General features: G+C 67.1%; 28 protein-coding genes and 1 tRNA gene. 13 read left to right on the plus strand and 16 right to left on the minus strand.

The genetic code is table 11. The annotated features are described in order from the left end of the window. Nucleotides 1-5: 5 nt before the first annotated feature. A complete protein-coding gene (locus G6N35_RS17515) occupies nt 6-692 on the minus strand; it encodes an SDR family oxidoreductase (RefSeq protein ID WP_163805396.1) in 687 nt (228 codons plus the stop codon). Nucleotides 693-784: 92 nt separating this feature from the next. On the opposite strand from G6N35_RS17515, the gene G6N35_RS17520 reads away from it, so the two are divergent. Genes G6N35_RS17520 through G6N35_RS17545 form a run of 6 tightly spaced genes read left to right on the plus strand, consistent with a single transcriptional unit; the run spans nt 785 to nt 7,015 of the window. After that, nucleotides 785-1,366 (plus strand): TetR/AcrR family transcriptional regulator, encoded by a 582-nt coding sequence (locus tag G6N35_RS17520; protein ID WP_163805397.1) that lies wholly within the window; start codon nt 785-787, stop codon nt 1,364-1,366. Nucleotides 1,367-1,392: 26 nt separating this feature from the next. Further along, nucleotides 1,393-2,466 (plus strand): ATP-dependent DNA ligase, encoded by a 1,074-nt coding sequence (locus tag G6N35_RS17525; RefSeq protein WP_163805398.1) that lies wholly within the window; start codon nt 1,393-1,395, stop codon nt 2,464-2,466. Further along, complete coding sequence (gluQRS, locus tag G6N35_RS17530; RefSeq protein WP_163805399.1) at nt 2,463-3,332, plus strand: tRNA glutamyl-Q(34) synthetase GluQRS; 870 nt, start codon at nt 2,463-2,465, stop codon at nt 3,330-3,332. Before G6N35_RS17525 ends, gluQRS begins: the two co-directional genes overlap by 4 nt. A 45-nt stretch (nt 3,333-3,377) precedes the next feature. After that, nucleotides 3,378-4,850 carry an ABC transporter permease subunit gene (locus G6N35_RS17535; protein ID WP_163805400.1) on the plus strand — a complete coding sequence of 491 codons (1,473 nt, stop codon included), beginning with the start codon at nt 3,378-3,380 and terminating at the stop codon, nt 4,848-4,850. Then, the gene (locus G6N35_RS17540; RefSeq protein WP_163805401.1) at nt 4,847-5,632 is read left to right on the plus strand and encodes an amino acid ABC transporter ATP-binding protein; all 786 of its coding nucleotides are present in this window, start codon (nt 4,847-4,849) and stop codon (nt 5,630-5,632) included. Before G6N35_RS17535 ends, G6N35_RS17540 begins: the two co-directional genes overlap by 4 nt. A 9-nt stretch (nt 5,633-5,641) precedes the next feature. Beyond that, nucleotides 5,642-7,015 (plus strand): flavin monoamine oxidase family protein, encoded by a 1,374-nt coding sequence (locus G6N35_RS17545; protein WP_163805402.1) that lies wholly within the window; start codon nt 5,642-5,644, stop codon nt 7,013-7,015. On the opposite strand, the gene G6N35_RS17550 is transcribed toward G6N35_RS17545, so the two are convergent. Genes G6N35_RS17550 through G6N35_RS17560 form a run of 3 tightly spaced genes read right to left on the minus strand, consistent with a single transcriptional unit; the run spans nt 7,012 to nt 10,427 of the window. Beyond that, nucleotides 7,012-8,235: a cytochrome P450 gene (locus tag G6N35_RS17550; RefSeq protein WP_163805403.1), complete on the minus strand. Its 1,224-nt coding sequence runs from the start codon at nt 8,233-8,235 to the stop codon at nt 7,012-7,014. The genes G6N35_RS17545 and G6N35_RS17550 overlap by 4 nt on opposite strands. Before the next feature lie 45 nt (nt 8,236-8,280). Continuing rightward, nucleotides 8,281-9,504: a tRNA guanosine(34) transglycosylase Tgt gene (gene tgt, locus G6N35_RS17555; protein WP_163805404.1), complete on the minus strand. Its 1,224-nt coding sequence runs from the start codon at nt 9,502-9,504 to the stop codon at nt 8,281-8,283. Nucleotides 9,505-9,524: 20 nt separating this feature from the next. Beyond that, nucleotides 9,525-10,427, minus strand: coding sequence for a haloalkane dehalogenase (locus tag G6N35_RS17560; protein ID WP_163805405.1), 903 nt, complete (start codon nt 10,425-10,427; stop codon nt 9,525-9,527). A 129-nt stretch (nt 10,428-10,556) separates the two neighbouring features. Between G6N35_RS17560 and G6N35_RS17565 the strand changes: the two genes are divergently transcribed. Continuing rightward, nucleotides 10,557-11,069, plus strand: coding sequence for a lipoprotein LpqH (locus tag G6N35_RS17565; RefSeq protein WP_163805406.1), 513 nt, complete (start codon nt 10,557-10,559; stop codon nt 11,067-11,069). Between the two features lie 54 nt (nt 11,070-11,123). On the opposite strand, the gene G6N35_RS17570 is transcribed toward G6N35_RS17565, so the two are convergent. Then, the gene (locus tag G6N35_RS17570; protein ID WP_163805407.1) at nt 11,124-12,485 is read right to left on the minus strand and encodes a WS/DGAT/MGAT family O-acyltransferase; all 1,362 of its coding nucleotides are present in this window, start codon (nt 12,483-12,485) and stop codon (nt 11,124-11,126) included. A gap of 136 nt (nt 12,486-12,621) precedes the next feature. Between G6N35_RS17570 and G6N35_RS17575 the strand changes: the two genes are divergently transcribed. Beyond that, the gene (locus G6N35_RS17575) at nt 12,622-13,164 is read left to right on the plus strand and encodes a hypothetical protein (protein WP_163805408.1); all 543 of its coding nucleotides are present in this window, start codon (nt 12,622-12,624) and stop codon (nt 13,162-13,164) included. Here G6N35_RS17575 and G6N35_RS17580 read toward each other — a convergent pair. Beyond that, nucleotides 13,158-13,445 carry a hypothetical protein gene (locus G6N35_RS17580; RefSeq protein WP_163805409.1) on the minus strand — a complete coding sequence of 96 codons (288 nt, stop codon included), beginning with the start codon at nt 13,443-13,445 and terminating at the stop codon, nt 13,158-13,160. The two genes, G6N35_RS17575 and G6N35_RS17580, sit on opposite strands and share 7 nt — an antisense overlap. 207 nt (nt 13,446-13,652) lie before the next feature. Between G6N35_RS17580 and G6N35_RS17585 the strand changes: the two genes are divergently transcribed. The 3 genes from G6N35_RS17585 (at nt 13,653) to G6N35_RS17595 (ending at nt 15,247) form a co-directional block, all read left to right on the plus strand. After that, on the plus strand, nt 13,653-14,606 hold the full coding sequence (locus G6N35_RS17585) for a hypothetical protein (protein WP_163805410.1): 954 nt from the start codon (nt 13,653-13,655) through the stop codon (nt 14,604-14,606). 67 nt (nt 14,607-14,673) lie between these two features. After that, on the plus strand, nt 14,674-15,015 hold the full coding sequence (locus G6N35_RS17590) for a hypothetical protein (protein WP_163805411.1): 342 nt from the start codon (nt 14,674-14,676) through the stop codon (nt 15,013-15,015). A 10-nt stretch (nt 15,016-15,025) separates the two neighbouring features. Then, complete coding sequence (locus G6N35_RS17595) at nt 15,026-15,247, plus strand: hypothetical protein (RefSeq protein ID WP_163805412.1); 222 nt, start codon at nt 15,026-15,028, stop codon at nt 15,245-15,247. Between the two features lie 37 nt (nt 15,248-15,284). Here G6N35_RS17595 and G6N35_RS17600 read toward each other — a convergent pair. The 3 genes from G6N35_RS17600 to G6N35_RS17610 all read right to left on the minus strand — a co-directional run bounded on the left by G6N35_RS17600 (nt 15,285) and on the right by G6N35_RS17610 (nt 16,392). Continuing rightward, nucleotides 15,285-15,375 (minus strand) — tRNA-Ser (locus tag G6N35_RS17600). A 28-nt stretch (nt 15,376-15,403) separates the two neighbouring features. Continuing rightward, nucleotides 15,404-15,865 (minus strand): nucleoside deaminase, encoded by a 462-nt coding sequence (locus G6N35_RS17605; protein WP_163805413.1) that lies wholly within the window; start codon nt 15,863-15,865, stop codon nt 15,404-15,406. Beyond that, a complete protein-coding gene (locus G6N35_RS17610; protein WP_163805414.1) occupies nt 15,862-16,392 on the minus strand; it encodes a tRNA adenosine deaminase-associated protein in 531 nt (176 codons plus the stop codon). Before G6N35_RS17610 ends, G6N35_RS17605 begins: the two co-directional genes overlap by 4 nt. A 95-nt stretch (nt 16,393-16,487) precedes the next feature. Here G6N35_RS17610 and G6N35_RS17615 point away from each other — a divergent pair, with 95 nt between their 5' ends. Beyond that, the gene (locus tag G6N35_RS17615; protein WP_179967479.1) at nt 16,488-17,432 is read left to right on the plus strand and encodes a prephenate dehydrogenase; all 945 of its coding nucleotides are present in this window, start codon (nt 16,488-16,490) and stop codon (nt 17,430-17,432) included. Here the strand turns inward: G6N35_RS17615 and G6N35_RS17620 are convergent. Genes G6N35_RS17620 through G6N35_RS17640 form a run of 5 tightly spaced genes read right to left on the minus strand, consistent with a single transcriptional unit; the run spans nt 17,395 to nt 21,473 of the window. Further along, the gene (locus G6N35_RS17620; protein ID WP_163805416.1) at nt 17,395-17,997 is read right to left on the minus strand and encodes a putative glycolipid-binding domain-containing protein; all 603 of its coding nucleotides are present in this window, start codon (nt 17,995-17,997) and stop codon (nt 17,395-17,397) included. The two genes, G6N35_RS17615 and G6N35_RS17620, sit on opposite strands and share 38 nt — an antisense overlap. Further along, on the minus strand, nt 17,994-18,782 hold the full coding sequence (locus G6N35_RS17625) for an ABC transporter permease (RefSeq protein WP_163805417.1): 789 nt from the start codon (nt 18,780-18,782) through the stop codon (nt 17,994-17,996). Before G6N35_RS17625 ends, G6N35_RS17620 begins: the two co-directional genes overlap by 4 nt. Next, on the minus strand, nt 18,779-19,423 hold the full coding sequence (locus G6N35_RS17630) for an ABC transporter permease (RefSeq protein ID WP_163805418.1): 645 nt from the start codon (nt 19,421-19,423) through the stop codon (nt 18,779-18,781). Before G6N35_RS17630 ends, G6N35_RS17625 begins: the two co-directional genes overlap by 4 nt. Then, a complete protein-coding gene (locus tag G6N35_RS17635) occupies nt 19,420-20,520 on the minus strand; it encodes an ABC transporter ATP-binding protein (RefSeq protein WP_163807751.1) in 1,101 nt (366 codons plus the stop codon). The genes G6N35_RS17630 and G6N35_RS17635 overlap by 4 nt, the downstream gene beginning before the upstream one ends. Further along, a complete protein-coding gene (locus G6N35_RS17640) occupies nt 20,520-21,473 on the minus strand; it encodes an ABC transporter substrate-binding protein (protein WP_179967381.1) in 954 nt (317 codons plus the stop codon). Before G6N35_RS17640 ends, G6N35_RS17635 begins: the two co-directional genes overlap by 1 nt. A gap of 140 nt (nt 21,474-21,613) precedes the next feature. Here G6N35_RS17640 and G6N35_RS17645 point away from each other — a divergent pair, with 140 nt between their 5' ends. Further along, nucleotides 21,614-21,997, plus strand: a complete 384-nt coding sequence (locus tag G6N35_RS17645; protein ID WP_163805419.1) for a LapA family protein — start codon at nt 21,614-21,616, stop codon at nt 21,995-21,997. A 4-nt stretch (nt 21,998-22,001) separates the two neighbouring features. Here G6N35_RS17645 and G6N35_RS17650 read toward each other — a convergent pair whose 3' ends face one another. After that, nucleotides 22,002-23,048, minus strand: a complete 1,047-nt coding sequence (locus tag G6N35_RS17650; protein WP_163805420.1) for a phosphotransferase family protein — start codon at nt 23,046-23,048, stop codon at nt 22,002-22,004. Between the two features lie 23 nt (nt 23,049-23,071). Beyond that, a complete protein-coding gene (locus G6N35_RS17655; protein WP_163805421.1) occupies nt 23,072-23,677 on the minus strand; it encodes a histidine phosphatase family protein in 606 nt (201 codons plus the stop codon). Between the last annotated feature and the right edge of the window lie 20 nt (nt 23,678-23,697).

Raw genomic sequence — 23,697 nt, forward strand, 5'->3', positions numbered from 1 at the left:
GAGGGTCACCGCTCGTCCAACGGCGTGCCGAGTTGCCGACGCGCATCCCGGGTCACCTGGTCGGCGAGCACCTCCTGCGCACCGGATTCGATGCCGTCGAGAACCTGGCACACCACATCGGCGGGATCGGACTTGGGCGCGTCGGCGAATGCCCCCATGTCGGTGTCGACGAGTCCGACATGGACCCCCACCACCTGGACGCCGCGGGGTGCCAGTTCCGTTCGCATCGAGTCGGTGGCGCTCCACAGCGCGGCCTTCGAGACCCCGTAGCTGGCGCCGACCGGTAGCCAGGCCAGGACCGAGGACACGTTGACGACGGCTCCGGACCGCTCGGCGATCCGGTCGGCGAACGCTGCCACCAATGCGAGCGGGCCCAGCAGGTTGGTTTCGAGTTGCTCGCGCAAAGCCGTGGCGTCGGGGTCGAGCACCGAGGTCAGCCGCGCGATGCCGGCGTTGTTGATCAACACGCTGACGTCGGGTGCGGCCTGCGCTGCCGCGGCCACCGAAGCCGGATCGGTCACATCCAGAGCCAGCGGGACCACCCGGGAGTCGGTGGCCTCGATGGTGCGTGGATCACGCGCCGCGGCGTAGACCTTGGCCACTCCCCGGTCCAGCAGTTGACGGACGTAATGCCTGCCCATGCCCCGATTGGCGCCGGTGACGAGCACGGTCTGATCAGCGAGCGATGTCACGGGGATCCTCCTGTTAGTAAACCGAACGGTGTGCTTTATCGACCGTAGCAGCTCCCCTGGCCCGGGGTAAACCCATCGGTATACTTCGACTGGTGAGCAGTGAGCACCGAGAGGTAACGCGCGGCGGCCGCGGCGCCCGTGCCCGCATCCTCGATGCAGCTGGCCGGCTGTTCTACCGGGAAGGTATCAACACCACCGGCGTCGAGCAGCTGGCCAGCGCAGCTGCGGTATCCAAACGGACTCTCTACCAACATTTTCCGAGCAAGCAAGCAGTGGTCGAGGAATACCTGCGAGGTATTCAGGACCGCGTCGGTGATCCCATCAGTCCGACACCCGGCGATCTGGCTCGCACACCACGAGCACGGCTGCTCGCGATCTTCGACCGCCCGCTGCCGCCCGGGCAGATGCGGGGCTGCCCGTTCCACAATGCCGCTGTCGAAGCCGCGTCCATGCCCGGTGTGCAGGACATCGTCCACAATCACAAGCAGGATTTCCTCGACGGTCTGATCGCCTTGGCCCAACAGGCCGGGGCTGCCAACCCGCGGCTGCTCGGCTGGCAGTTGGCCGTGCTCTACGAGGGCGCGGCGGCCCTCGGCACCTCCCTCGACGACCCCACCAGCTGGGGGTACGCCCGCAAAGCCGCGCAGACCCTCCTCGACTCCGCGGTGAAGTAGGCGCAGAAGTGGGCACAATGGGGGTCATGGACCTGCCCGTCATGCCGCCGGTCTCCCCGATGCTGGCCAAGTCGGTGACGTCCTTCCCGCCGGATGCCTCCTACGAACCGAAATGGGACGGCTTCCGGTCGATCTGTTTCCGGGACGGCGACGAGGTCGAGTTGGGCAGCCGCAACGAGCGGCCGTTGACCCGCTACTTCCCCGAGTTGCTCGCCGCCGCCAGGACGGAGCTTCCACCCCGGTGTGTGATCGACGGGGAGATCATCATCGCCACCGGGCACGGGCTGGATTTCGAAGCGCTGCAACAACGCATCCATCCCGCCGACTCCCGGGTCCGTCTGCTCGCCGAGCAGACCCCGGCCGCGTTCGTGGCCTTCGACCTGCTCGCCCTGGGCGATCACGACTACACCGCCGCGCCGTTCAGTGAGCGGCGCGCCGCCCTGGTCGACGCGCTCGCCGCGGCCGGACCCACGTTCCACGTCACGCCGGCCACCACCGACCTTCCGACCGCCCAGCGATGGTTCGCCGAATTCGAGGGTGCCGGGCTCGACGGCATCATCGCCAAGCCGCTGACCGTCACCTACCAGCCGGACAAGCGGGTGATGTTCAAGATCAAGCATGAGCGCACCGCCGACTGTGTGGTGGCCGGTTACCGGTTGCACAAGTCCGGTGCCGACGCCATCGGCTCCCTGTTGCTCGGGCTGTACAAGCCCGACGGACACCTGGCGTCCGTCGGCGTGATCGGGGCGTTCCCGATGGCCAAGCGGCGCGCCTTGTTCACCGAGTTGCAGCCCCTGGTGACCGACTTCGAGCACCACCCGTGGAATTGGGCGGCCCACGAATCCGGCGAGCGCACGCCACGCAAGAACGAAGGATCGCGGTGGAATGCCGGTAAGGACCTGTCGTTCACGCCCCTGCGTCCCGAACTCGTGGTCGAAGTTCGCTACGACCACATGGAGGGCGACCGGTTCCGGCATACCGCGCAATTCAATCGCTGGCGGCCCGACCGCGATCCCCGCTCGTGCACCTACGAACAACTCGACGAGCCGGTCCGGTTCCGTGTCGGTGACATCGTCCCCGGACTCGGCGGTCACGGGTGAGCGGCGCGGGCCGGTTCGCCCCCAGCCCGTCAGCCGATCTGCACATCGGGAATCTGCGCACCGCCGTGCTGGCCTGGCTGTTCGCCCGCTCGACCGGCAGACGGTTTCTGATCCGGGTCGAAGACCTCGATGACCGCACCCATGACGATGTCGCGCACCGTCAGCTGGCCGATCTCGCCGCCATCGGTATCACCTGGGATGCCGAACCGCAGTGGCAGTCCGCACACCCCGACCGTTACGCCGCGGTCGTCGACGACCTCGCCGCACGCGGCCTGGTCTACGAATGCTATTGCAGCAGAAAGGATATCCTTGCCGCCCCTCGGGCACCGCATGCTCCGGAAGGAGCCTACCCGGGCACCTGCCGTGGGCTGTCCGAGCAGCAGCGGGCCCAGCGTCGCGCGAGCAGGCCACCGGCCCTGCGACTGCGTTCGGATACCTCCGAATACACGGTCACCGATCTGCTGCATGGCACCTACACCGGTGTGGTCGACGATTTCGTGCTGCGTCGCGGCGACGGCGTGCCGGCCTACAACCTGGCGGTGGTGGTCGACGACGCGCACAGCGGCGTCGACCAGGTGGTGCGCGGTGACGACCTGCTGTCCTCGTCTCCCCGGCAGGCCTATCTGGCCGAGCTACTCGGGTATCGGCAGCCGGTCTACGCCCACGTGCCGCTGGCGCTCAATGCCGATGGCAAGCGGCTGGCCAAACGCGACGGTGCGGTGACGCTGGCCGAGCTCGGTGTCGAGCGGGCGTTTTCGCTGATCAGCACCTCCCTGGGGTGGCCGTCAGCCGACCTCACCGAACTGCTGGACCGATTCGACCCGACGACGTTGCCGCGCCAGCCGTGGACATACCAACCCGTTTGATCCGAACCCTTGGCGGGCATCCCCTGCGTCATTAACCTCCGCTCCATGCGTCACCTCCCCCGCACCCTGCTGCTGGCCGTCCTGCTGGTCGCCGCAGTGCTGCTGGGTGCTTGCGGGTCGAAGTCCGACGGCGGCGCTCCGCTGTCCTCGGGCGTACTGCGGGTCGGCACCGAAGGCACCTACGCGCCGTTCAGCTACCAGGATCCTGCGACCGGGCAACTGGCCGGCTACGACGTCGACGTCGCCAATGCGGTCGGCGAGCGGCTTGGTAAGAAGGTCGAATTCGTCCAGACCCCATGGGATTCCATCTTCGCAGCGCTGGAAGCCAACCGGTTCGACGTGGTGGCCAACGAAGTCACCATCACCCCGGAACGCCAGAGCAAATACGACATCTCCGAGCCCTACTCGGTGGGCGAAGGCGTCGTCATCACCCGGGCCAACGACAACTCCATCACCTCGGTGGCCGATCTGAAGGGCAAGACCGTCGGCGCCACGGTGACCAGCAACTGGGCCCAGGTGTCCCGCGACGCCGGCGCCAAGCTGGAACCGGTCGAGGGATTCACCCAGGCAATCACCCTGCTCAACCAGGGCCGGGTCGACGCCGTGGTCAACGACAGCATCGCCTTCTACGCCTACCAGACCGAGACCAACGACAAGTCGGTCAAGATCGGCGCCACCATCGGGGAGAAGAGCGAACAGGGCTTCGCGGCCCGGAAGAACAGCGGCCTGCTGCCCGAGCTGAACAAGGCCCTCGACGAACTGAAGGCCGACGGCACACTGGCGGCGATCTCACAGAAGTACCTGAAAGCCAATGTCACGGGCGCGCCGACCGCTGGCGGTACCGAACCCGGACACCGCTCGGTGTGGAAACTCATCGCCGACAACCTCTGGCCACTGGCCAAGGCCGCGATCACGGTCACGATTCCGCTGACCATCATCAGCTTTGTCATCGGTCTGGTGATCGCACTGATCGTGGCGCTGGGCCGGTTGTCGAGGAACGCCGTCGTGTCGAATGTGGCTCGGTTCTACATCTCGATCATCCGCGGTACGCCACTGCTGGTTCAGCTGTTCATCATCTTCTTCGCGCTACCGCAGATCGGGATCAAGCTCGCGCCGTTCCTGGCCGCGGTGATCGCGTTCAGCCTCAACGTCGGCGGCTATGCGGCGGAGATCATCCGCTCGGCAATCCAGAGCATCCCGAAGGGCCAATGGGAGGCCGCCGAGACCATCGGCTACAACTACGCCGGAGCGCTGCGCCGGATCATCCTCCCGCAGGCTGCGCGAGTAGCCGTGCCGCCGCTGTCGAACACCCTGATATCACTGGTGAAAGACACGTCGCTGGCCTCGACGATCCTGGTCACCGAACTGCTGCGCACCGCACAGGTGGCCGCCGCTCCGACCTTCGAGTTCTTCGCGTTGTACGGCACGGCGGCCGTGTACTACTGGATCATCTGCCTGGTCCTCTCGTTCGGCCAGAGCCGCCTCGAGCACCGGCTGGAAAGGCATGTGGCGCGATGAGTGACAGTGCAGCCCAGAAGACCGACGACATCGAGTATCGCGTCACCGCCGAGGGCGTCGAGAAGGCGTTCGGCGACAACAAGGTGCTCAAGGGTGTGTCGTTCAAGGTTCAGAAGGGCACGGCGACCACGATCATCGGGCCGTCCGGTTCCGGGAAGACCACCCTGTTACGCACCCTCAACGCGCTCGATCGGGCCGATGCCGGCGTCATCCGGGTCGACGATATCGAGCTCGACTTCTCCCAGCCGATTCCCAAGCCCGAGGTACGAAGGTTCCAGTCGCGCAGCGGCTTCGTGTTCCAGGGACACAACCTGTTCCCCCACAAGACGGTGCTGGAGAACGTCACCGAGGGACCGCTGATCGTTCAGAAGCGTCCCAAGGACGAGGTCATCGCCGAGGCTCTGACGCTGCTGGATCAGGTCGGGCTCGCGGAGAAGCGCGACCAATACCCGTACGAGCTTTCCGGTGGCCAGCAGCAGCGGGTGGGCATCGCGCGGGCGCTGGCGCTCAAACCCCGGCTGGTGCTGTTCGACGAGCCCACGTCGGCGTTGGATCCCGAGCTGGTCGGCGAGGTCCTGTCGGTGATCAAGGATCTCGCGGTGCAGGGCTGGACGCTGGTGATCGTGACGCACGAAATCCAGTTCGCCAGGCAGGTTTCGGACCAGGTGCTGTTCACCGACCAGGGCATCATCCTCGAGCAGGGGCCACCGTCGGAGGTCATCGGCAACCCGAAAGAGGCACGGACCCGTCAATTCCTGGAACGAGTGCTCAACCCGCTCTAGATTGTCTCTATGTCACAGACCTCCCGCCGGGACGCCGATGTGGTCATCGTCGGCGCCGGGCTGTCCGGAATGATCGCTGCCCGCACGGTACTGGCAGCCGGTCTGCAGCCGCTGGTGCTCGAAGCGGACGAACGCGTCGGAGGCCGGATCCTCACCGAGGAGGTCATCCCGGGGCTGCCGGTGGAACTGGGCGCCCAGTGGATCGGCGACACCCACCACCGGATGTTCGCGCTGGCCGAGGAACTCGGCGTCCAGACCTATCCGCAGTACGACGACGGCCAGACGTCCTATGAGCTGGTGGGCTCAGGAGTGTTGGGAGAGAACGAGTTCCACGCCCGCTTCGCCGACGAACTGGCGGCCCTGGAGCGGGTATTCCGGACGCTGGACGAATTGGCGGCCGAGGTTCCGCCGGCGGCGCCCTGGCTGGCGCCGCACGCCGAGGAATGGGATGTCATGACGGCGGCCGACTGGTACGACGCCCAAGGCCTGGCCCCGGTCGCGCGCACGCTGCTGGAGATCTGCACCGTCGGCATCCTCGCGGTGCCCACGGTCGAGGTGTCGTTCCTGCATCTGCTGTTCACCATCCAAACGTGCGGTGTCACCGCGGAGTTGTTCGCCGAGTCCGAGGGCGGCGCGCAGACCACCCGCTTTGTCGGCGGCACCAGTGAGATACCGAATCGCTTGGCGGCATTGATCTCCGAGCACATCGTGCTCAAGGCTCCGGTATGGCTGATCGAGCACAGCGCCGACAGCGTGAGCGTGCATTGTCGCGGCGGCTTGGTGGCCACCGGCCGGCGTGTCATCGTGGCGATCTCGCCGACGCTGGCCGGGCGGATCATGTACGACCCGCCGCTGCCCGGGGTTCGCGACCAGCTCACCCAGCGGATGCCCAACGGATCGGCGATGAAGGCGTTCTTCATCTACGATGAACCCTTCTGGCGCGCAGACGGTTTCAACGGTCAGCTGATCTCCGACATCGGCCCGGCGCGGATGTCCAACGACACCTGCCTGCCCGGTGACGACCACGGCATCATCCTGATGTTCCTGGAGGGCGAACAGGCCCGCGACTACGCCAAGTGGTCGCAGGACGACCGCCGCGAGGCGCTGACCGCCGAGCTGGTGCGCCACTTCGGCAGCAGGGCCGCCACCCCCGAGTTCTACGTCGACGGGGAATGGTCGGATCGGCAGTGGACGCGTGGCTGCTACAACGCCAACCACGGCCCGCATGTGTGGACCACCTACGGATCAGCGCTGAGCGAACCGATCGGCACCATCCACTGGGCCTCCACCGACACCGCGACCTTCTGGAGCGCCTACATGGAGGGCGCGGTGGACGCCGGCGAGCGGGCGGCGTCCGAAGTCATCGCGGCGCTCAACGGTTAACCCAACGCGACCGGCAGCGACGCCATCCCCCGCAGGGTGACGTTGGGCTTGTACTGCGGCTCACCGGCCAGGTGCGCATTCGGGAACCGCTTGGCCACCGCCGACAACGCCAGCGCCGTCTCCAACCGGGCCAGCGGGGCACCGAGGCAGAAATGGGGGCCCTTGCCGAATGCCATGTGGCGCACGGTCTCCCGGGTGGGGTCGAACTCGTCGGGACGCTCGGTCACCGACGGGTCGCGCTGCGCGGCGGCGAACAGCAGCATCATGTTGTCCCCCTTGGGGATCTCGACGCCGCCGATCGTCATGTCCGCACCGGCGATACGGCCGGCGAGTTGCACCGGCGGGTCGTAGCGCAGCGTCTCCTCGATGATCGCCGGAGCCAGGTCGGCGTCGGCGGCCAGCGCCGTCCAGTGCTCGCGGTGGCGCAGCAGCGCCAGGACGGCGTTGGCGATCAGGTTCACCGTGGTCTCATGGCCGGCGATCAGCAGCAGGTTGCAGGTCGCGACGATCTCTTCCTCGGTGAGTTGGTCACCGGACTCCTCGACGGCGATCAGGCCCGAGATCAGGTCTTCGGCGGGATGGGCGCGCCGCTTCTCGAGCAATTCGCGCAAGTATTCGCGCAGCCACAACCCGGCTTCCAGGCGCTCCTCGAAGCCCTGGGTCTGCCCGGTGAAAGCGATGAACGGATCCAGTCCCTGGGCCAGCAGCGCCGAGGCCCAGTTGAACTTCGGCTCGTCTTCGATCGGCACCCCCAGCAGCCGGCAGATCACCGCTACCGGAAGTGGGTAGGCCAGATCTTCGATCACATCGAATTCACCCTTGGCAGAGACCTTTTCGAGCAGACCGCCGACCATGGTGGCGACATCGGGTTCCAGCGACTTGACGACCTTGGGCGAGAACGCCTTGCTGACCAGCCGGCGCAACCGAGTGTGGTCGGGCGGATCGAGGAACAGAAAGCCGGGGGTGCCGAACGGGCGCACCTGCTGGCCTGCGGCCAAGGCCTTTTGCGCCATCGTGGACTTGGTGCGATCACTGCAGGAATCAGGGTGGCGCAGGATCTCGTCGCACTCGGCGAAGGTCGAGAAGACGTGGAGGTCGTTGTCGGGCAGCTGCATCGGGCCGCTTTCGCGGATCCGGGCGTACACCGGGTAGGGGTTGGCCCGGTTGGCCGGGTCGAGTAGTTCGACGAGCAGCGCCTGCGACTGAGCGGGAGCGGTCATAGCCCTATTGTGCATGCGTCAAGTAAGAGCAACCTGAGCCGAACGTCAGCGGGCGGTGCCGTAGTAGCTGCCCAGGACGTGATCGCGCAGCTCGTCGAACTCACCGGCGACGATAGCCGCGCGGATCTGGTCGACCAGTCGAATGATGAAGCGTTCGTTGTGAATCGTGCACAGCGTGGCCGACAGGATCTCCTTGGCCTTGAACAGATGGTGCAGGTACGCCCGGGTGTAGTGCGCGCAGGTGTAGCAGTCGCACTCCTCGTCGATGGGGGTGAAGTCACGCCGGAACCGCGCGGTGTTGATGTTGAACCGGCCGGTCGGCGAATACACCGCGGCGTTGCGCGCCACCCGCGACGGTGACACACAGTCGAAGGTGTCCGCACCGGCCTCGATCGCGGCGAACAAATCGTCGGGCTCGCTGATCCCGAGCAGATGACGCGGCTTGTCGTCGGGCAATTCATCGATGCACCAGCCGACGATGGTGGCCAGGTTCTGCTTCTCCAGCGCGCCGCCGATGCCGTAGCCGTCGAAGCCGCGGCCGTCGGAATCCAGCAGGGTCGCCAGATCACGGGACGCCTGGCGGCGCAGATCCTCGTACTGCGCACCCTGGACCACCCCGAACAACGCCTGCGCGGGACGTTCCGGCCGCTGCGCCGTCAGCCGCCGGTGTTCGGTCAGGCAGCGTTGCGCCCACGCGTGTGTCCGCGCCACCGATTCCTCTTGGTAGCCACGGGTATTGACCAATGTCGTCAGCTCGTCGAAGGCGAAGATGATGTCCGCACCGATCTTGTGCTGAATCTGCATCGACACTTCCGGGGTGAACCGGTGCGTGGAACCGTCGAGGTGCGAAATGAACGTCACGCCGTCGTCGTCGACATGGGCCAGCCGCTGCTTGCCCTCGGCGATCACATCATCGGCCTGGACCCGGTTGGCGTCCATCGACAGCACCTTGCGAAACCCCGCGCCCAGTGAGAGCACCTGGAACCCACCGCTGTCGGTGAACGTCGGCCCGGGCCAGTTCATGAACGCACCGAGACCACCGGCCTCGTCGACGATGTCGGGACCGGGCTGCAGGTACAGGTGGTAGGCGTTGGCCAGCACGGCCTGGGCACCCAGATCGCGCATGGTTTCGGGCAGCACGGCCTTGACGGTGGCCTTGGTGCCGACGGCGACGAATGCCGGCGTCTGGATGTCGCCGTGCGGGGTGTGGATTACCCCACTGCGTCCCCGCCGGCCGGGTAGTTCCGCGTCGACGGTGAAGAAAGGCACGTCGACATCTAACCAGCGGGCTACCCCAGGAAGCTCACGATGTGCCGGGCCAGGTCCTCGCCGGCGTCCTCCTGCAGGAAGTGACCGGCGTCGTGGATCGTCGGGTGCTCGATGCCCTTGGCCCCGGTCATGTGCTCGCGGAAGATCGGTGCCATGCCGCCGGTGATCGGGTCGCCATCGCTGAACGCCACCAGCACCGGCGTCGTGCTGGCCGCCAGCACAGCCCAGGCCCGGCGGTTGGCGTCGGATGCCGGGTCGTCCGGACTGGTCGGCACCAGGCCTGGCATCGCCCGTGCCGCGACCGAGAAGCTGTCCTCGGGGAACGGGGCGTCGTAGCCCGCGCGCACCTCGTCACTCATCGGCCGGCGGCAGCCGGACTCGACGAACCGCCCGACGTCGACGGTGGGTGCGCTCTGAATGGCCTCGCGGAACTTCCACCAGATCTCGGGCATGCTGACGTCCCCGGTCGGCAGACCGGTGTTGGCGACCACGATGCGGCTGAACCGGTCCGGGTTCTCCGCAGCCACCCGAAGGCCGATCAGACCACCCCAGTCCTGACCCACCAGGGTCACCCGGTGCAGATCCAGCACATCGAAGGCCAGTGCCCGCATCCATTCGACGTGGCGCGCGTAGGTGTGGTCCTCGAGCCGGGTCGGCTTGTCGGAGCGACCGAAACCGACGAGGTCCGGACAGATCACTCGGTAGCCGGCGGCGGCGATGATGGGGATCATCTTGCGGTACAGGAACGACCACGTCGGTTCGCCGTGCAACATCAGGACCGGGTCGGCGTGGGCGGGACCGGCCTCCACCCAGGCCACGCGCAGGGTCGCGCCCTCGTCGTCGTCGAGTTCGGCGTAGTGCGGCTGAAAGTCGAAGTCGGGGAGTTCAGCGAACCGATCTTCGGGGGTACGCAGGGTCTGCACGCTGCCCGACGTTACCGATACCGACGGGGGAAATTTCGTTCATTCAGTCCTTCACTGGCAAACGGCGACCGATAATCGTCCCGATGACCGGTCAATGTCGACCGGTCACTTCAACAAAGGAGAAATTCGGTGAATCGTGGCTTTGTGGTGGCCGTAGCCGGCGCCGCAGTTCTGGTCGCCGGCCTGTCCGGCTGTTCCAAAGACGACAAGAAATCGGAGTCGACGTCGAGCGCGTCGAGTTCGTCGGCGGCGGCAAGCGCATCCTCGAGCGCAGCCGAGACACCCAGCGCCAGTTCCGGCGCCAGCACCGCCAAGGTGACCATCGACGGTCAGCCGCAGACCATCAACGGGCAGGTCGTCTGCGCGACCGCAGCCGGCAACTACAACATCGCCATCGGTGAGGCCGCCACCGGGATCGCCGTCGTGATGAGCGAAGACGCGTCCAAGGTGCACTCCGTCGGCCTGGGCAACGTCAACGGCGTGACCCTGGGCTACCAGGAGGGCGTGCCGGGCGGCGCCTCGGCCACCGCCACCAAGGACGGCAACAACTTCAAGATCACCGGAACCGCGACGGGCATCGACATGGCCAACCCGATGCAGCCGGTCAACAAGCCCTTCGAGATCGACGTCACCTGCCCCTGACGGCAGACCCAGACAAGGCGGCGGCGACCTGAGGGGTCGTCGCCGCCTTCTCGGCTAGACGCCGACCGCCTCTTCGAGTCCGGTCAGTGAGTCCTCCAGATGGCCGAGCAACCGCTGCAAGTGCGGCACGCTGCGCCGGCAGCCGACCAGGCCGAAGTCCAGGTTGTCGGCGTTGTTCGACAACGTGATGTTGAGTGCCTGGCCGTCCAGCGCGATCGACATCGGGTAGTTGCCGTCGAGCCGGGCGCCGCGCCAGTACAGCGGTTCGCGCGCACCGGGCACGTTGGAGATCACGATGTTGAACGGCGGCTGGGCGGCCTGGGCCAATCCCGGCACCAGGGCCATCGCCAGCGGCGCCATGTTGAATGCGGACAGGCCCAGCTGCTGCAGCCTCGGCAGTTGGGAGAACACCTCTTTGTTGCCGCGCATCGACGCACTGATGGTGTCCAGCCGCTGGGCCGGGTCGTCGAGGTCGGTGGCCAGGCTGCACAGGATCGCCCCGACCTGGTTGCCGCCGCTGGCGGCGTCGTCCTCGGACCGCAGGCTCACCGGCACCATGGCGACCAACGGCCGGTCCGGCAGCGCCTTCTGCTCCAGAAGGTAGGCGCGCAGGGCGCCGGCGCACATCGCCAGGATGACGTCGTTGACGGTGACACCGGCGGCATCCTTGACCGCGACGACGCGCTTGATCGGCCAGGACTGCGCAGCGCACCGCCGAGCGCCGCCGATCGGGACGTTGAACATCGTCTTGGGTGCACCGAACGGCAGGGTGAGCTGCTGCTCCAGCAGTGCAGCCCGGGCCAGGGTGAACACTGAAGGACCAAGTCCTGCAACCGATCCCGCGGCCTTGACCAGTCCGCCCAACCGCGACGACCGCGACGTGCTCGTCCTTCGCCGGCGCGGCCCCATGTTCCACGGGGCCCGCAGTTCGGTGTCCTGCGGATCGATCGACAGGGACCGGCGCATCAGCTTCATCGCCGAGACACCGTCGAGGAGCGCGTGATGCACCTTGGTGTACACCGCGAAGCGGCCGTCGTTGAGGCCCTCGACCAGATGGGCTTCCCACAGCGGGCGATGCCGGTCGAGCAGGCTGCCGTGCAGCCGCGAGGTCAGCTCGAGCAGCTCGCGGACTCGCCCCGGCGACGGGAGTGCCGAGCGGCGCAGGTGATATTCGAGGTCGATGTCATGGTCGAACGACCATGACAGATTGGCGATCCCGCCCAGCACTTCACCGGGATGCTTGCGGAAGGTGGGCTGGACATCCTCGAAAGTCAGCATCGCCGAATAGATGTCGCGGATGAAGTCGGGGCCGGCGCCCTCGGGTGGCTCGAACAATTGCAGTCCACCGACATGCATCGGATGCTCGCGGGATTCGGCCAGCAGGAACATCGAATCGGTCGGTGAAATCAATCCCATTGCATTCCCTCCGCGCGTTCACTGCCATCCGTGTGCCCATTAGAGCGGGTCGCTATTCGCCACCGATGCCAATCGGGTGGATCGTCAGGTCCAAAGACCCTGTCCGGCGCGGCCCCCACAGCGCAGGGTGAAAGTCATGACGGCCGATCGGCGCATGCGGGCAGCCATGGCCGTTGTCGTCGGCGCGACACTGGCCGGGATCGGGCTGCTGGTGGTGGCGTTCATCGGGATGGCGCGTCACCCCGCCGGCGACACCGCCGGGCCCACCGCGTCGACGAACGTCTCGACATCTGCGGCACCGGGACCGTCCGCGCTCGCGGTCGCGGTCCGCTCCTGGGAGTCGCGCGCCGGCGACCACTTCACGCAGTCAGCGCGAGCGCTCGAACAGGTGTCGGACGCAACTGAGGGCAATGACGAGGCCGGCGTCCGCGCGGGCTGTCAGCGGCTACACGACACCAATGCCGTCGGGCTGCAGGCCGATCTACCCACCCCGGACCCGGCGCTGACCGGCGAGCTGCAGAGCATGATCGACGACATCAACATCGCGGCGCACGCGTGTCTGCGATTCGTCGACGCCCGCCAGCCCAACGACGCCACGAATTACCAGATCTACCTCGCCAGGGCGATCGACCACCTGACGACGGCCAAACGGATCCTCAACGACGACCTCGGTCAGTGATGGCCACCGCCACCGCCGCCCCCACTACTGTCGTGCGGGCCGCCGTTGAAACCGGGCTCGGCAACCTCGGCCTCGGTCAATTGGTCACTGGTATCCGGGATGACGGTCGGGGCGCAGTTCATCGAGAAACTGTCCTCGGTGTCGTTGTCCGAGCACTGCGCCAGCACTCGCGGGCCCTGACCGTCAAGCCTGGAAAGGACTGCCACCACCGGGGACAGTGCGATCGCGAGACCGACGGCACCATAGATCAGCCGCCGGCCGTGCAGTGGAACCGTCGCCATACTCACAACCCCCTTCATCGATGCTGTCAGGTTAGGTCAGCTTCCTGGGAATGGCGGCGGCAGGCCGACGATTCGCCGGTTCCCACAGACAGCTCCCAGGGATTCGACACAGCCGTCAATATTTTGCCGAAATCCACCTACGTCGACGCGTGCCGAGTTACGTTCCGCCCAGACGGCCAACGGAGGCCGCGGACCAAGGGGGGATCCATGTATCAACACACAGCAGTCGCCGATGGTGCCCGCCGGATCGGCGCGCTGATGATCGGCGCGGCGGCCGCGGCCACACTCGCGATCTCGGCACCGGCGCCGGCGAACGCAGCCGACGGCTGCGTGGCCTTCGGCGCGCTGAACATGCACACCGGGTCGGCGAGTTGCTCATCGACAGGTTTGCTGGGATTGGCGGTGGCGTTCGGACCGGGGGCCACGGCCACCTCGGCGGGGATCTTCGGACTGGCCTTCGCCATCGGCGCGGGCAGCACCGCCACCGGCGGCAACACCCCGAATGACGTCTTCAACACCGCGGTGGCGATCGGCGATGGCAGCGTCGCCGACGCCGAACACGGCGTGGGCAATATCGCGACGGCCAGCGGCGGCAGCCAGTCCTACGCCTACTTCGGCAACTTCAACATCGCCATGGGACGCGGGCCCAGCAACAAGGTGAACGCCTACAACGGCAACTTCAACATCGCGATGGCGATGGGGCGCAACAACTACGCCACCGCCGGCTCCGAGCAGGGCATCGGCAACTTCAACGTGGCTACCGCCCTCGGTGAGCAGAACACCGCCAGCGCCATCAACGGTGACTTCAACCGCGCCACCGCGGTCGGCCGTAACAACGGGGCCTTCGCGGGTACCGGAAACCGCAACCGGGTGATGGTGTTCGGCAAGAACAACAACTCGGTCGCCACCTTCGGTGACGGCAACCAGACGGTCGTCCTCGGCGAGGGCAACGTCGCCAATGCCGGCGGTGGCAACCGCAACCGGGCAATCGTGTTCGGCGGCGACAACACCGTGCGCGTCGGTGACCCGACCAATCCGACCGGCACCTCGGACCACAACTCGGCCACGGTGCTCGGCAAGAGCAACACGGTGACGGCCGGGCCGGGCAGCCGCAACCACATCCGGATCTCGGGGAGCGGGATCACCGCATCGAAGCCCTGACCGGGCGGCGAGTGTGCGTCCTGATCCGCTGACCTCGGCGTGTCGCGGATCAGGATGCACAGTCGAGGTGGCGCCAAAGACGGCGCCAAAGACGAAAAGTGGGGACATAATTCGATGGCCCGCAATCGATTCCGCCGATAAGGTCCGGGTGATGAGATCCGCTTATGCGTTCGCCGCGGCGCTGATCGAGAAGTACAGCGCCGAACTCGGTGACGCCGCGACGCATCAACTGCTCGGCGATCTGAGCGGGGATGACGAAGTGGCCGCCATTTGCGTGGTTGAGATTGCACCTGTGTCGGCGGCCGAAATCGATGAGTTGGAGCGACTCAGCGCGACGTTCGAGTACCAGGTCGATCGAGATGTGGCGGCGACGGTGATTGCCAAACGTCGCAACCAGCTACGCGCCTAAACCCCGTACAGTGGCCGCCGCGTCCAGGGACGATGACAACAGGAGGCGCGACCTCGCGTTCGAGGCGATCCCTTCTGCATGGCCGGGACTGAGTAGAAGCAGTCGTGAAGACGTCATCGACCTGCTGTCGACCTACGACCATGTACTCGCCCTGAAGTGTCTCGTGGATTCGACGTCTCTCGACTCCACCATCGCTGATGCGATCCGCGCGGAGCTCGGACAGCAGACATGAAAACAGCCCCTCACCTGCGCTAACAGGATCGGGGCTATGGCGGTGGCGGAGGGATTTGAACCCTCGGACGGGGGTTACCCGTCACACGCTTTCGAGGCGTGCTCCTTAGGCCGCTCGGACACGCCACCGTCGGCAAGCTTACGGTCCCGCCCCGGCCTAACCCAAATCGCGCTGACGGGCGAAAAAGCTCTCCAGCAGCGCAGCGCACTCATCGGCCAGCACACCGCCGTGCACCTGCGGCCGGTGGGTCAGCCGCCGATCGCGCACCACGTCCCACAGCGAGCCCACCGCGCCAGTCTTGGGCTCCCACGCCCCGAACACCACCCGGGCCACCCGCGCCATCACCAGCGCACCCGCGCACATCGTGCACGGTTCCACGGTCACCGCCAGCGTCGCACCCTCCAGCCGCCACCCGTCGCCGTACACCGCGGCCGCTGCCCGCAGCGCCAGGATCTCGGCGTGCGCGGTCGGATCACCCAGCTCCTCGCGGGCATTGGCCGCGCGGGCCAACTCGGTGCCGTCCGGGCCGAACACCACCGCACCGATGGGGACGTCATCGGGGCCGGCCCCTCGGGCGGCAGCAAGAGCCGCACGAATCAGCGCAGAATCCGAACTCACCGATCGAGGCGGTCCAAGATCGCCGACAGCTCGTCGGCGAACCCCATCTCCCGGGCGATCCGGCCCAGTTGTTCGTCGGCGTACAGGTCGGTCTCGTCGAGGATGACGCTCAACACGGCTTCGGGCAGGCCGATGTCGGAGAGCACCCCGAGATCGCCCTCCTCGAACGGGTCGGAATCCTCCAGGTCCTCCGGGGCGATGTCGGCGTCCAGGGTCTCCAGCGCCTCGGCGGCGATGTCGTAGTCCAGCGCCGCGGTAGCGTCCGAGAGCAGCAGCCGGGTGCCCGACGGCGCGGGCCGCACCACCAGGAAGAACTCGTCGTCGATGTCGAGCAAACCGAACACCGCACCGGCACTGCGCAATTCGCGCAACTCGGTCTCGGCAGCCCGCAGGCTGGTGAGCGCCTTGGCGCTCAGCGGCGAGCATCGCCACTTGCCCTCTTCGCGAACCACAGCCACGCCGAAGCCGTCCGGGGTGTCCACCGAATCCGGTGCCCCCTGACCGCCTTGGCCCCGCCGTGCCTCCATGGCCGCCTACGCTAGTCGTTGGGCAGGCCCTTTGACCAGGTAATGGGTGGCCACCGGGTGTGATGTGCCAACCTGGAAGCGTGACGAAGACTCCCGTGTGCGTGCTCGGGCTTGGCCTGATCGGCGGATCGGTGATGCGCGCGGCGGTGGCTGCCGGACGCGAGGCGCTCGGCTACAACCGGTCCGTCGAGGGGGCCGACGGCGCCAAGATCGACGGCTTCGACGCCACGACCGACCTCACCGAAGCTCTGTCCTGGGCAGCCCAGCGTGACGCCCTCATCGTGTTGGCCGTGCCGATGCCCGCCGTAGGCCTGATGCTCAGCCATATCGCCGACGTGGCGCCGCAGTGCCCGCTGACCGACGTCATCAGCGTCAAGGGTGCGGTGCTCGACGAGGTGCGCTCGGCCGGCCTGCTCGACCGCTACGTCGGGGGTCACCCGATGGCCGGCACCGCGCACTCCGGTTGGGCGGCCGGAGACGCCCGGATGTTCGTCGGCGCGCCGTGGGTGATCTCGGTCGACGAACACGTCGACGCCACGGTGTGGGCGCAGGTGATGCAACTGGCGCTGGACTGCGGCGCCGTCGTCGTCCCCGCCAAGTCCGACGAGCATGACGCTGCCGCGGCCAGCATCTCGCACCTGCCGCACCTGCTGGCCGAGGCACTGGCCGTCACCGCCGGTGAGGTACCACTGGCCTTCTCGCTGGCAGCCGGATCGTTCCGGGACGGCACCCGGGTGGCCGCCACCTCACCTGACCTGGTGCGGGCGATGTGCGAGGCCAACGCCGAGCAGTTGCTGCCGCTGCTGGACCGCGCGCTGGAGTTGTTGACCCACACCCGCGCGAGCCTGTCGGAGAAGGGTTCGGTGGCCGAACTGGTGGAGAGCGGGCACGCCGCGCGGGCCCGCTACGACAGCTTCTCGCGCCCGCAGATCGTCACCATCGTGCTCGGCGCGGAGAACTGGCGCGAGGAACTGGCCGCCGCCGGACGCTCCGGCGCGGTGATCAGATCCGCTCTGCCAGGCCCGGGTAGTCGAGGATGAACCCGTCGGGGTCGACGGTGATGGTGGTTTCGGCCACCGGGGAGTGCAGCTTGATGCCCTCGCCGCCGTCGGTCCCGGAGCTGCTGTAGCTGATCGACGCCTGGCTGACGGTGAGGTCGGGCAGGTTGACGTAGACCACCGGCAGGGTCACCGAGTCAGCCCGCCGGTAGAGCCCGGTGCGCCGGATCGGCAGGGCGTTGAAGAACGGACTGAAGACGACGTCGACGTCCAGCGCGCCCTCGTAGGAGCCGCGGGACTGGCCCTGGTGGTCGGTGATCAGCCACATGTTCTCGTCGTCGCGGGCGATCGACAGCTGGCGGTCCCGCTCGGCGAGTGTGATGCTGAGCGAGAGCCGCTTGGTCGCGCCGCTCTCGTCGGTGACCAGGTCATATGAGGCGCTGAAGGCGGGGTGCGTACCCGAGGCGGCGGCCACGATCCGGCCATAGGCCTTGATCCGGTTTCCGGACAGCTGGACGCGGGTCGACTCCATCTGGGAAGCGTCGTAGGCGCGCCAGGTCAGGGTCTTCGGCCAAGCGCTGTCGCTAGCATCTGTGGCTGAACTCACCCGTCTACCGTAAGCGACGGGTCGCCGCGCTCGTAGCCAGGTCGCCAAGTGCGGCCCATCTGTGACGTGGGTGCTTTCGACTCGACACTGACCTCGTCGTCGAGCAGCGGCTGCGGCAGTCGCCACCATCGTCCGGATCCGGGTAAGGAAGCCCAGACGGCCATGGCGAGCAGCCCGTCGAGTACCAGCGCCAGCACGGTGACCAGCAGCGCGCCGACCAACGCGATGTGGAACTGGCGGATCTTGATGCCGTCGATCAGGTAGCGGCCCAGCCCGCCGAGGCTGGCGTACGCGGCGATCGTCGCGGTGGCCACCACCTGCAAGGTGGCGGTGCGCAGCCCGCCCAGGATGAGCGGCAACGCGTTGGGCACCTCGACGCGGGTGAGCACCTGCGTCTCGGTCATCCCCATCGACCGGGCCGCGTCGACCACCCTGGGGTCGACGTTGGCGACCCCGGCATACGTGCCGGCCAACAGCGGCGGGATTCCGAGCAGCATCAGCGCGATGGTCGGCGGCAGCAGGCCCAGTCCCCACAGCAGAACCCCGAGCAGCAGCACGCCGAGGGTGGGCAGGGCGCGCAGCGCATTGACCCCGGTGACCACCAGGAAGGTGCCGCGCCCGGTGTGCCCGATCAGCAGGCCGACCGGGATGGCGATCAGCGCCGAGACCACGACGGCGACCAGGGTGTACTGCAGGTGCTCGAGGATGCGGGCGCCGAGTCCGGCCTTACCGCCCCAGTTGGCGGCGGTGAAGATGTAGGCCAGCGCCTGGTGCAGGAAGTTCACGACGCCGCCCCCGCCCGCGCCCACGGGGTGATGGCCCGCCCGGCCAACAGGATCAGGATGTCGATGACGACGGCGACCAGGAAGATCGCGATGATCCCGGCGACGATCTGGTCGCTCTTGTCGGCCTGATAGCCCTCGGTGAACCAGGTGCCCAGCCCGCCGATGCCGATGACCGAGCCGACCGACACCATCGAGATATTGGTCACCGCAACCACTCTCAGTCCCGCGACGAGCACCGGAATCGACAGTGGCAGTTCAACTTTGAGCATTCGGGACACGCCGGTGTAGCCGACGGCGGTGGCCGCGTCGCGGACCTGGCCCGGTACCGCGTCGAGTGCCTCGGGAACCGCCCGGACCAGCAGCGCGGTGGTGTAGAGCGTGAGCGCGACGATGACGTTGGCCTCGTCGAGGATCCGGGTGGGGATGATCAGCGGCAGCACCACGAACAACGCCAGCGACGGGATCGTGAAGATGATGCTGGCCGTCACCGTGGTGAGCCGGCGTAGCGGCGTGCTGCGCCACACCGTGGCGCCCAGTGGGACTGCGATCAGCAGACCGAGCACCACCGGGATCAGCGACAGTCGCAGATGGATGACGGTCAGCGCCCAGGCCTTGTCCAGATGGGTGAGCAGATAGTTCATCCGCCGCTCCGCTGGGCCTGCAGGGCGTTGATCACGTCGTCGGCCTTCACCCCGCCGATCACCTGTCCGTCTGCGTCGACCGCCACCCCGAGACCCGACGGTGAGGACAGTGCCGCATCGAGTGCCAGCCGCAGGGTGCCGTCCGGACCGAACAGCGATCCACCGGCGATCGTGCTGTCGTACAACGAACTTCCGCCGCGGTGTAGCTGCACACCTTCGGCGTTGATCCAGGCGTACGGCCGGCCGTCATCCTTGGTGACCAGTCGCCAATCACCGGGCGCCAGCGACAACGCGTCGATCCCACCCTCGGTCACCGTTGCGACGTCGTGCAACGGCAACCCGGCGGCGGATCGGAACTGCAGTCCGCGGTAGCCGCGGTCGGCTCCGATGAAACCGGCGACGAAGTCGTTGGCCGGATTGGACAGCAGACGGGCTCCAGCGTCGTACTGCTGCAGCACACCACCGGGCCCGAATACCGCGACCCGGTCGCCGAGTGTGACCGCCTCGTCGATGTCATGGGTGACGAAGACGATCGTCTTGCGCAATTCGCTTTGCAGACGCAGGATTTCGACCTGCAGTTCATCGCGCACCACCGGGTCGACGGCCGAGAACGGCTCGTCCATCAACAGGATCGGCGGGTCGGCGGCCAACGCTCGGGCCACACCGACCCGCTGCTGCTGACCGCCGGATAGCTGCGCCGGGTAGCGATCGCCGAGTTTGGGGTCCAGGCCGACCCGTTCGAGGACACCGTAGGCGGCCTTGCGGGCGGCGCGCCGGGACTCACCCTTGAGCACCGGCACGGTGGCCACGTTGTCGACCACCCGCTGGTGCGGCATCAGTCCACCGCTCTGGATCACATAACCGATGCCGAGCCGGAGTTTGACCGGATCCACACCGGCGATATCGCGGCCGTCGACGGTGACGGTGCCGGATGTCGGGTCGATCATCCGGTTGATCATCCGCATGGAGGTGGTCTTGCCGCACCCGGACGGGCCGACGAAGACTGTCAGCGTCCCCGTCGGCACCTGCAGGGTGAGATCATCGACGGCCACGGTGCCGTCGGGATAGGACTTGGTGACGTTGGCGAAGGTGATCATCATTTCCCGATCGGCTTGTCGAACCCGTTGTCGCTGATCCATTTTCGTGCGGCTTGGTCGGGATCGACACCCGAGTTGCCCGACACCGCGGTATTCAGTTCGATCAGGCCCTGCGTGCTGAGCTTGGCCGAGACCGCATCGAGAACCCGCTTGAGTTCATCGGACTTCTTCTGTGAACTCACCAGCGGCACCACATTGGCGGCCAGGAAGTTGTTCTTCGGGTCCTCGAGCACGACCAGATTGTTCTGCGGGATTGCCGGTGACGTGCTGAAGATGTCGGCCGCGGTGACGGTTCCGTCGACCAGTGCGCGCACGGTGGCCGGACCGCCCCCGTCGCTGATGGAAATGAAGTTGTCGGGCGTGATGTCCAGGCCGTACTTGGCCTTCAGGCCGGGCAGCCCCTCGGTGCGGTTCTGGAACTCCGACGGCCCACCGAACTTGACCTCCGCGGAATGGGCGGCCAGATCACCGATGGTCTTGAGGTTCCACTTCTGTGCGGTCGCCTCGGTGACGGCCACCGTGTCGGTATCGCTGGCCGGTGACGGCGTCAGGATCGACAGATCACCGGGCAACGCCCGAACCAGGGCGAGCTCCACCTGATCCGGGTCGGTGACGGTGGTCTTCGGATCGAAGTACTGCAACAGGTTTCCGGTGTATTCGGGCACCAGGTCGATGGAATGGTCGCGCACGGCCGGGATGTAGGTTTCCCGGCTGCCGATACCGAACTGCCGCCCGACGGTGAAGCCGTTGGCCTCCAAGGCTTGTGCGTAGATCTCGGCGATGATCTTCGACTCCGGGAAGTCGGCGGACCCGACGACCAGCGTCTTGAGATCACCGGAGACCGACCCGCCACCGAGCGGGTTGGCACTGCCGCAAGCGGCAACCACCGGCGCGATGAAGGCAACGAGCAGCGCCGCCAAGCACACCAGCTTCGGTCGACTCGACGCGATCATGGAGCGTCCTTTCACCCCTACCCTTGACCGACACTATCGACCCGATGGCCGCAACGCCCTGGTTTAGATCACAGCCGACGTCATCGTCTCGTCGCGGGTTGGTGGTTTCTTTCTGGCCACGAACGGGCAAAGATGGCGTCATGAGCACCGAACCGCCGGTATCGGCCAGCGAGCCAACGCCCCCAGGGCCCCCGACCTCCCCGGCGCCGCCGGCGCCACCCGTCGACACCCCCAAAACGCCCGCGCAGCCGGTCTCCGAAGTCGGCTTCACCAGGGCGGCTGCCCTGTGGTCGGCGATCTTCCTGGGTCTGCTGATCCTGATCGTGCTGCTGATCTTCGTGGCCCAGAACACCGAGTCGGCCTCGTTCGCCTTCCTCGGCTGGCACTGGACGCTGCCGCTGGGTGTGGCGATCCTGGGCGCTGCGGTCGGCGGCGGGCTGATCGCGGTCCTGGGCGGGGCAGCACGGATCTTCCAGCTCCGCCGGGCCGCCAAGAAGAACCTCAAGGCGGCACTGAAGAGCTGACCGGCTACCCCGAACCGTTCGCCAGCGCGCAGAGCCCACCGCTGATCAACACCCCGACAGCCTGTGCCATCAACGCACCGGCCTCGGTGTCGTCGTCCTCGGCAGCGGCCATCCTGCGTCGGTAGTCGATTCCGGCGACGATGATGCCCAACTTGAAATAGCCGAGCGCCATCTGGAAATCCCAGTGCGCCAGTGGGTTCCCGGACACCACCGAGTACCGGTGGGCCAGGTCCTGCGCCGACGGCATGGTCGGCGCCGACCAGGCCATCTCCTCGCCGAAGATCAGGTTGAGCGCGGGATCGCGGTGCACACACATCAACGCCGCATCCGAGAGCGGATCGCCCAGTGTGGACATCTCCCAATCCAGCACGGCCCGAACGACTGTCGGGTCTTCGGCGTCGAGCATCGTGTTGTCGATCCGGTAGTCGCCGTGCACGATCGAGGTACGGCTCTGCGCGGGAACCGATTCGGCCAGCCGGGTGTGCAGCCGGTGCACGTCGGCGTCGAGCGGGTCGTCCGGGCGCCGCACCAGTTCCCACTGCGATCCCCAGCGCCGCACCTGGCGCTCGAGGTAACCGGAGGGCTTGCCGAAATCCGACAGTCCCACCGCATCGGGGTCCACCTCGTGCAGGTCGACGAGGACCCTCACCAAGCTGTCCACACAGTCGCTCACCAGGTCGGGGCCACCGAGAGCTTCGAGTTGGGCCCGGGTGCGCACCACCTGGCCGTCGACGTACTCGACCATCTGGAACGGTGCGCCCAGCACCGAGTCGTCATCGCGCATCGTCACTGCCGGGGCCACCGGCACCGGGCTGCCGGCCAGCGCGGCCACCACTCGGTACTCGCGGGCCATGTCGTGTGCCGAGGGGGTCAGGCCGTGCAGCGGCGGCCGGCGCAGCACCCATCTGGACGCGTCGTCGTAGACCAGGAAGGTCAGGTTGGATCGTCCGCCGGAGAGGAACTGTGCCCGCAGTTCACCGGTGCGCGGGATGCCCGCCGAACGCAGATGCTGGTCGAGCGCAGTCAGGTCGAGGCCGTCGAGTCCGGTCACTCGCTATGTATAGCCGAAACGGCTCAGCGATTGTTGCGGGGCAGCAGATCCCAGACATGTTCGGTGGTGTTCACCGACGCCACCGTCGCCTGTCCGGTGCGGGCGTAGAGAAGGCGGGTCACCGAGACGTAGTCGATGGGGAACGACAGCAGCCGCTCGGTACCGAGAAGCCGATGCAGCACCACGTTGATCACTCCGCCATGGCTGAAGACCGCCACGGTGTCGTCGTGGTCGCAGGCCGCGACGATATCGGCCAGCGCGGCCATCACCCTGCCGACGAACTCGTCCTCGTCGACACTGCTGGGCAGGTGGCCGGCGGCCATCCGGGCCCATTCCTCGGGCCGTTCCGCGCGGATGAGTTCGATCGGTACGTAGTGGGACAGGCCGCGGTCGTACTCGGCCAACCGTTCGTCGATGTCGAGGGTCAGCCCCCGCTGCGCGGCCACGGGCTCGCCGGTCTGCATGGCCCGGCGCTGCGGGCTGCTCACCAGCCGGGTGATCGGGAACCGCGCCAGCGCGTCGGGTAGCCGGCGGGCCTGCTCCCAACCCTGCTCGGACAGCTCCGGATCCGACCCCTCACCGGCCTGGGTGCGATGCGGCAGGGCGTGCCTGACAAGCAGCAACTGCATCTGTTCAGACATCCTTTCGG

This window comes from Mycolicibacterium anyangense (assembly GCF_010731855.1).
In the GTDB taxonomy this organism is placed as follows: domain Bacteria; phylum Actinomycetota; class Actinomycetes; order Mycobacteriales; family Mycobacteriaceae; genus Mycobacterium; species Mycobacterium anyangense.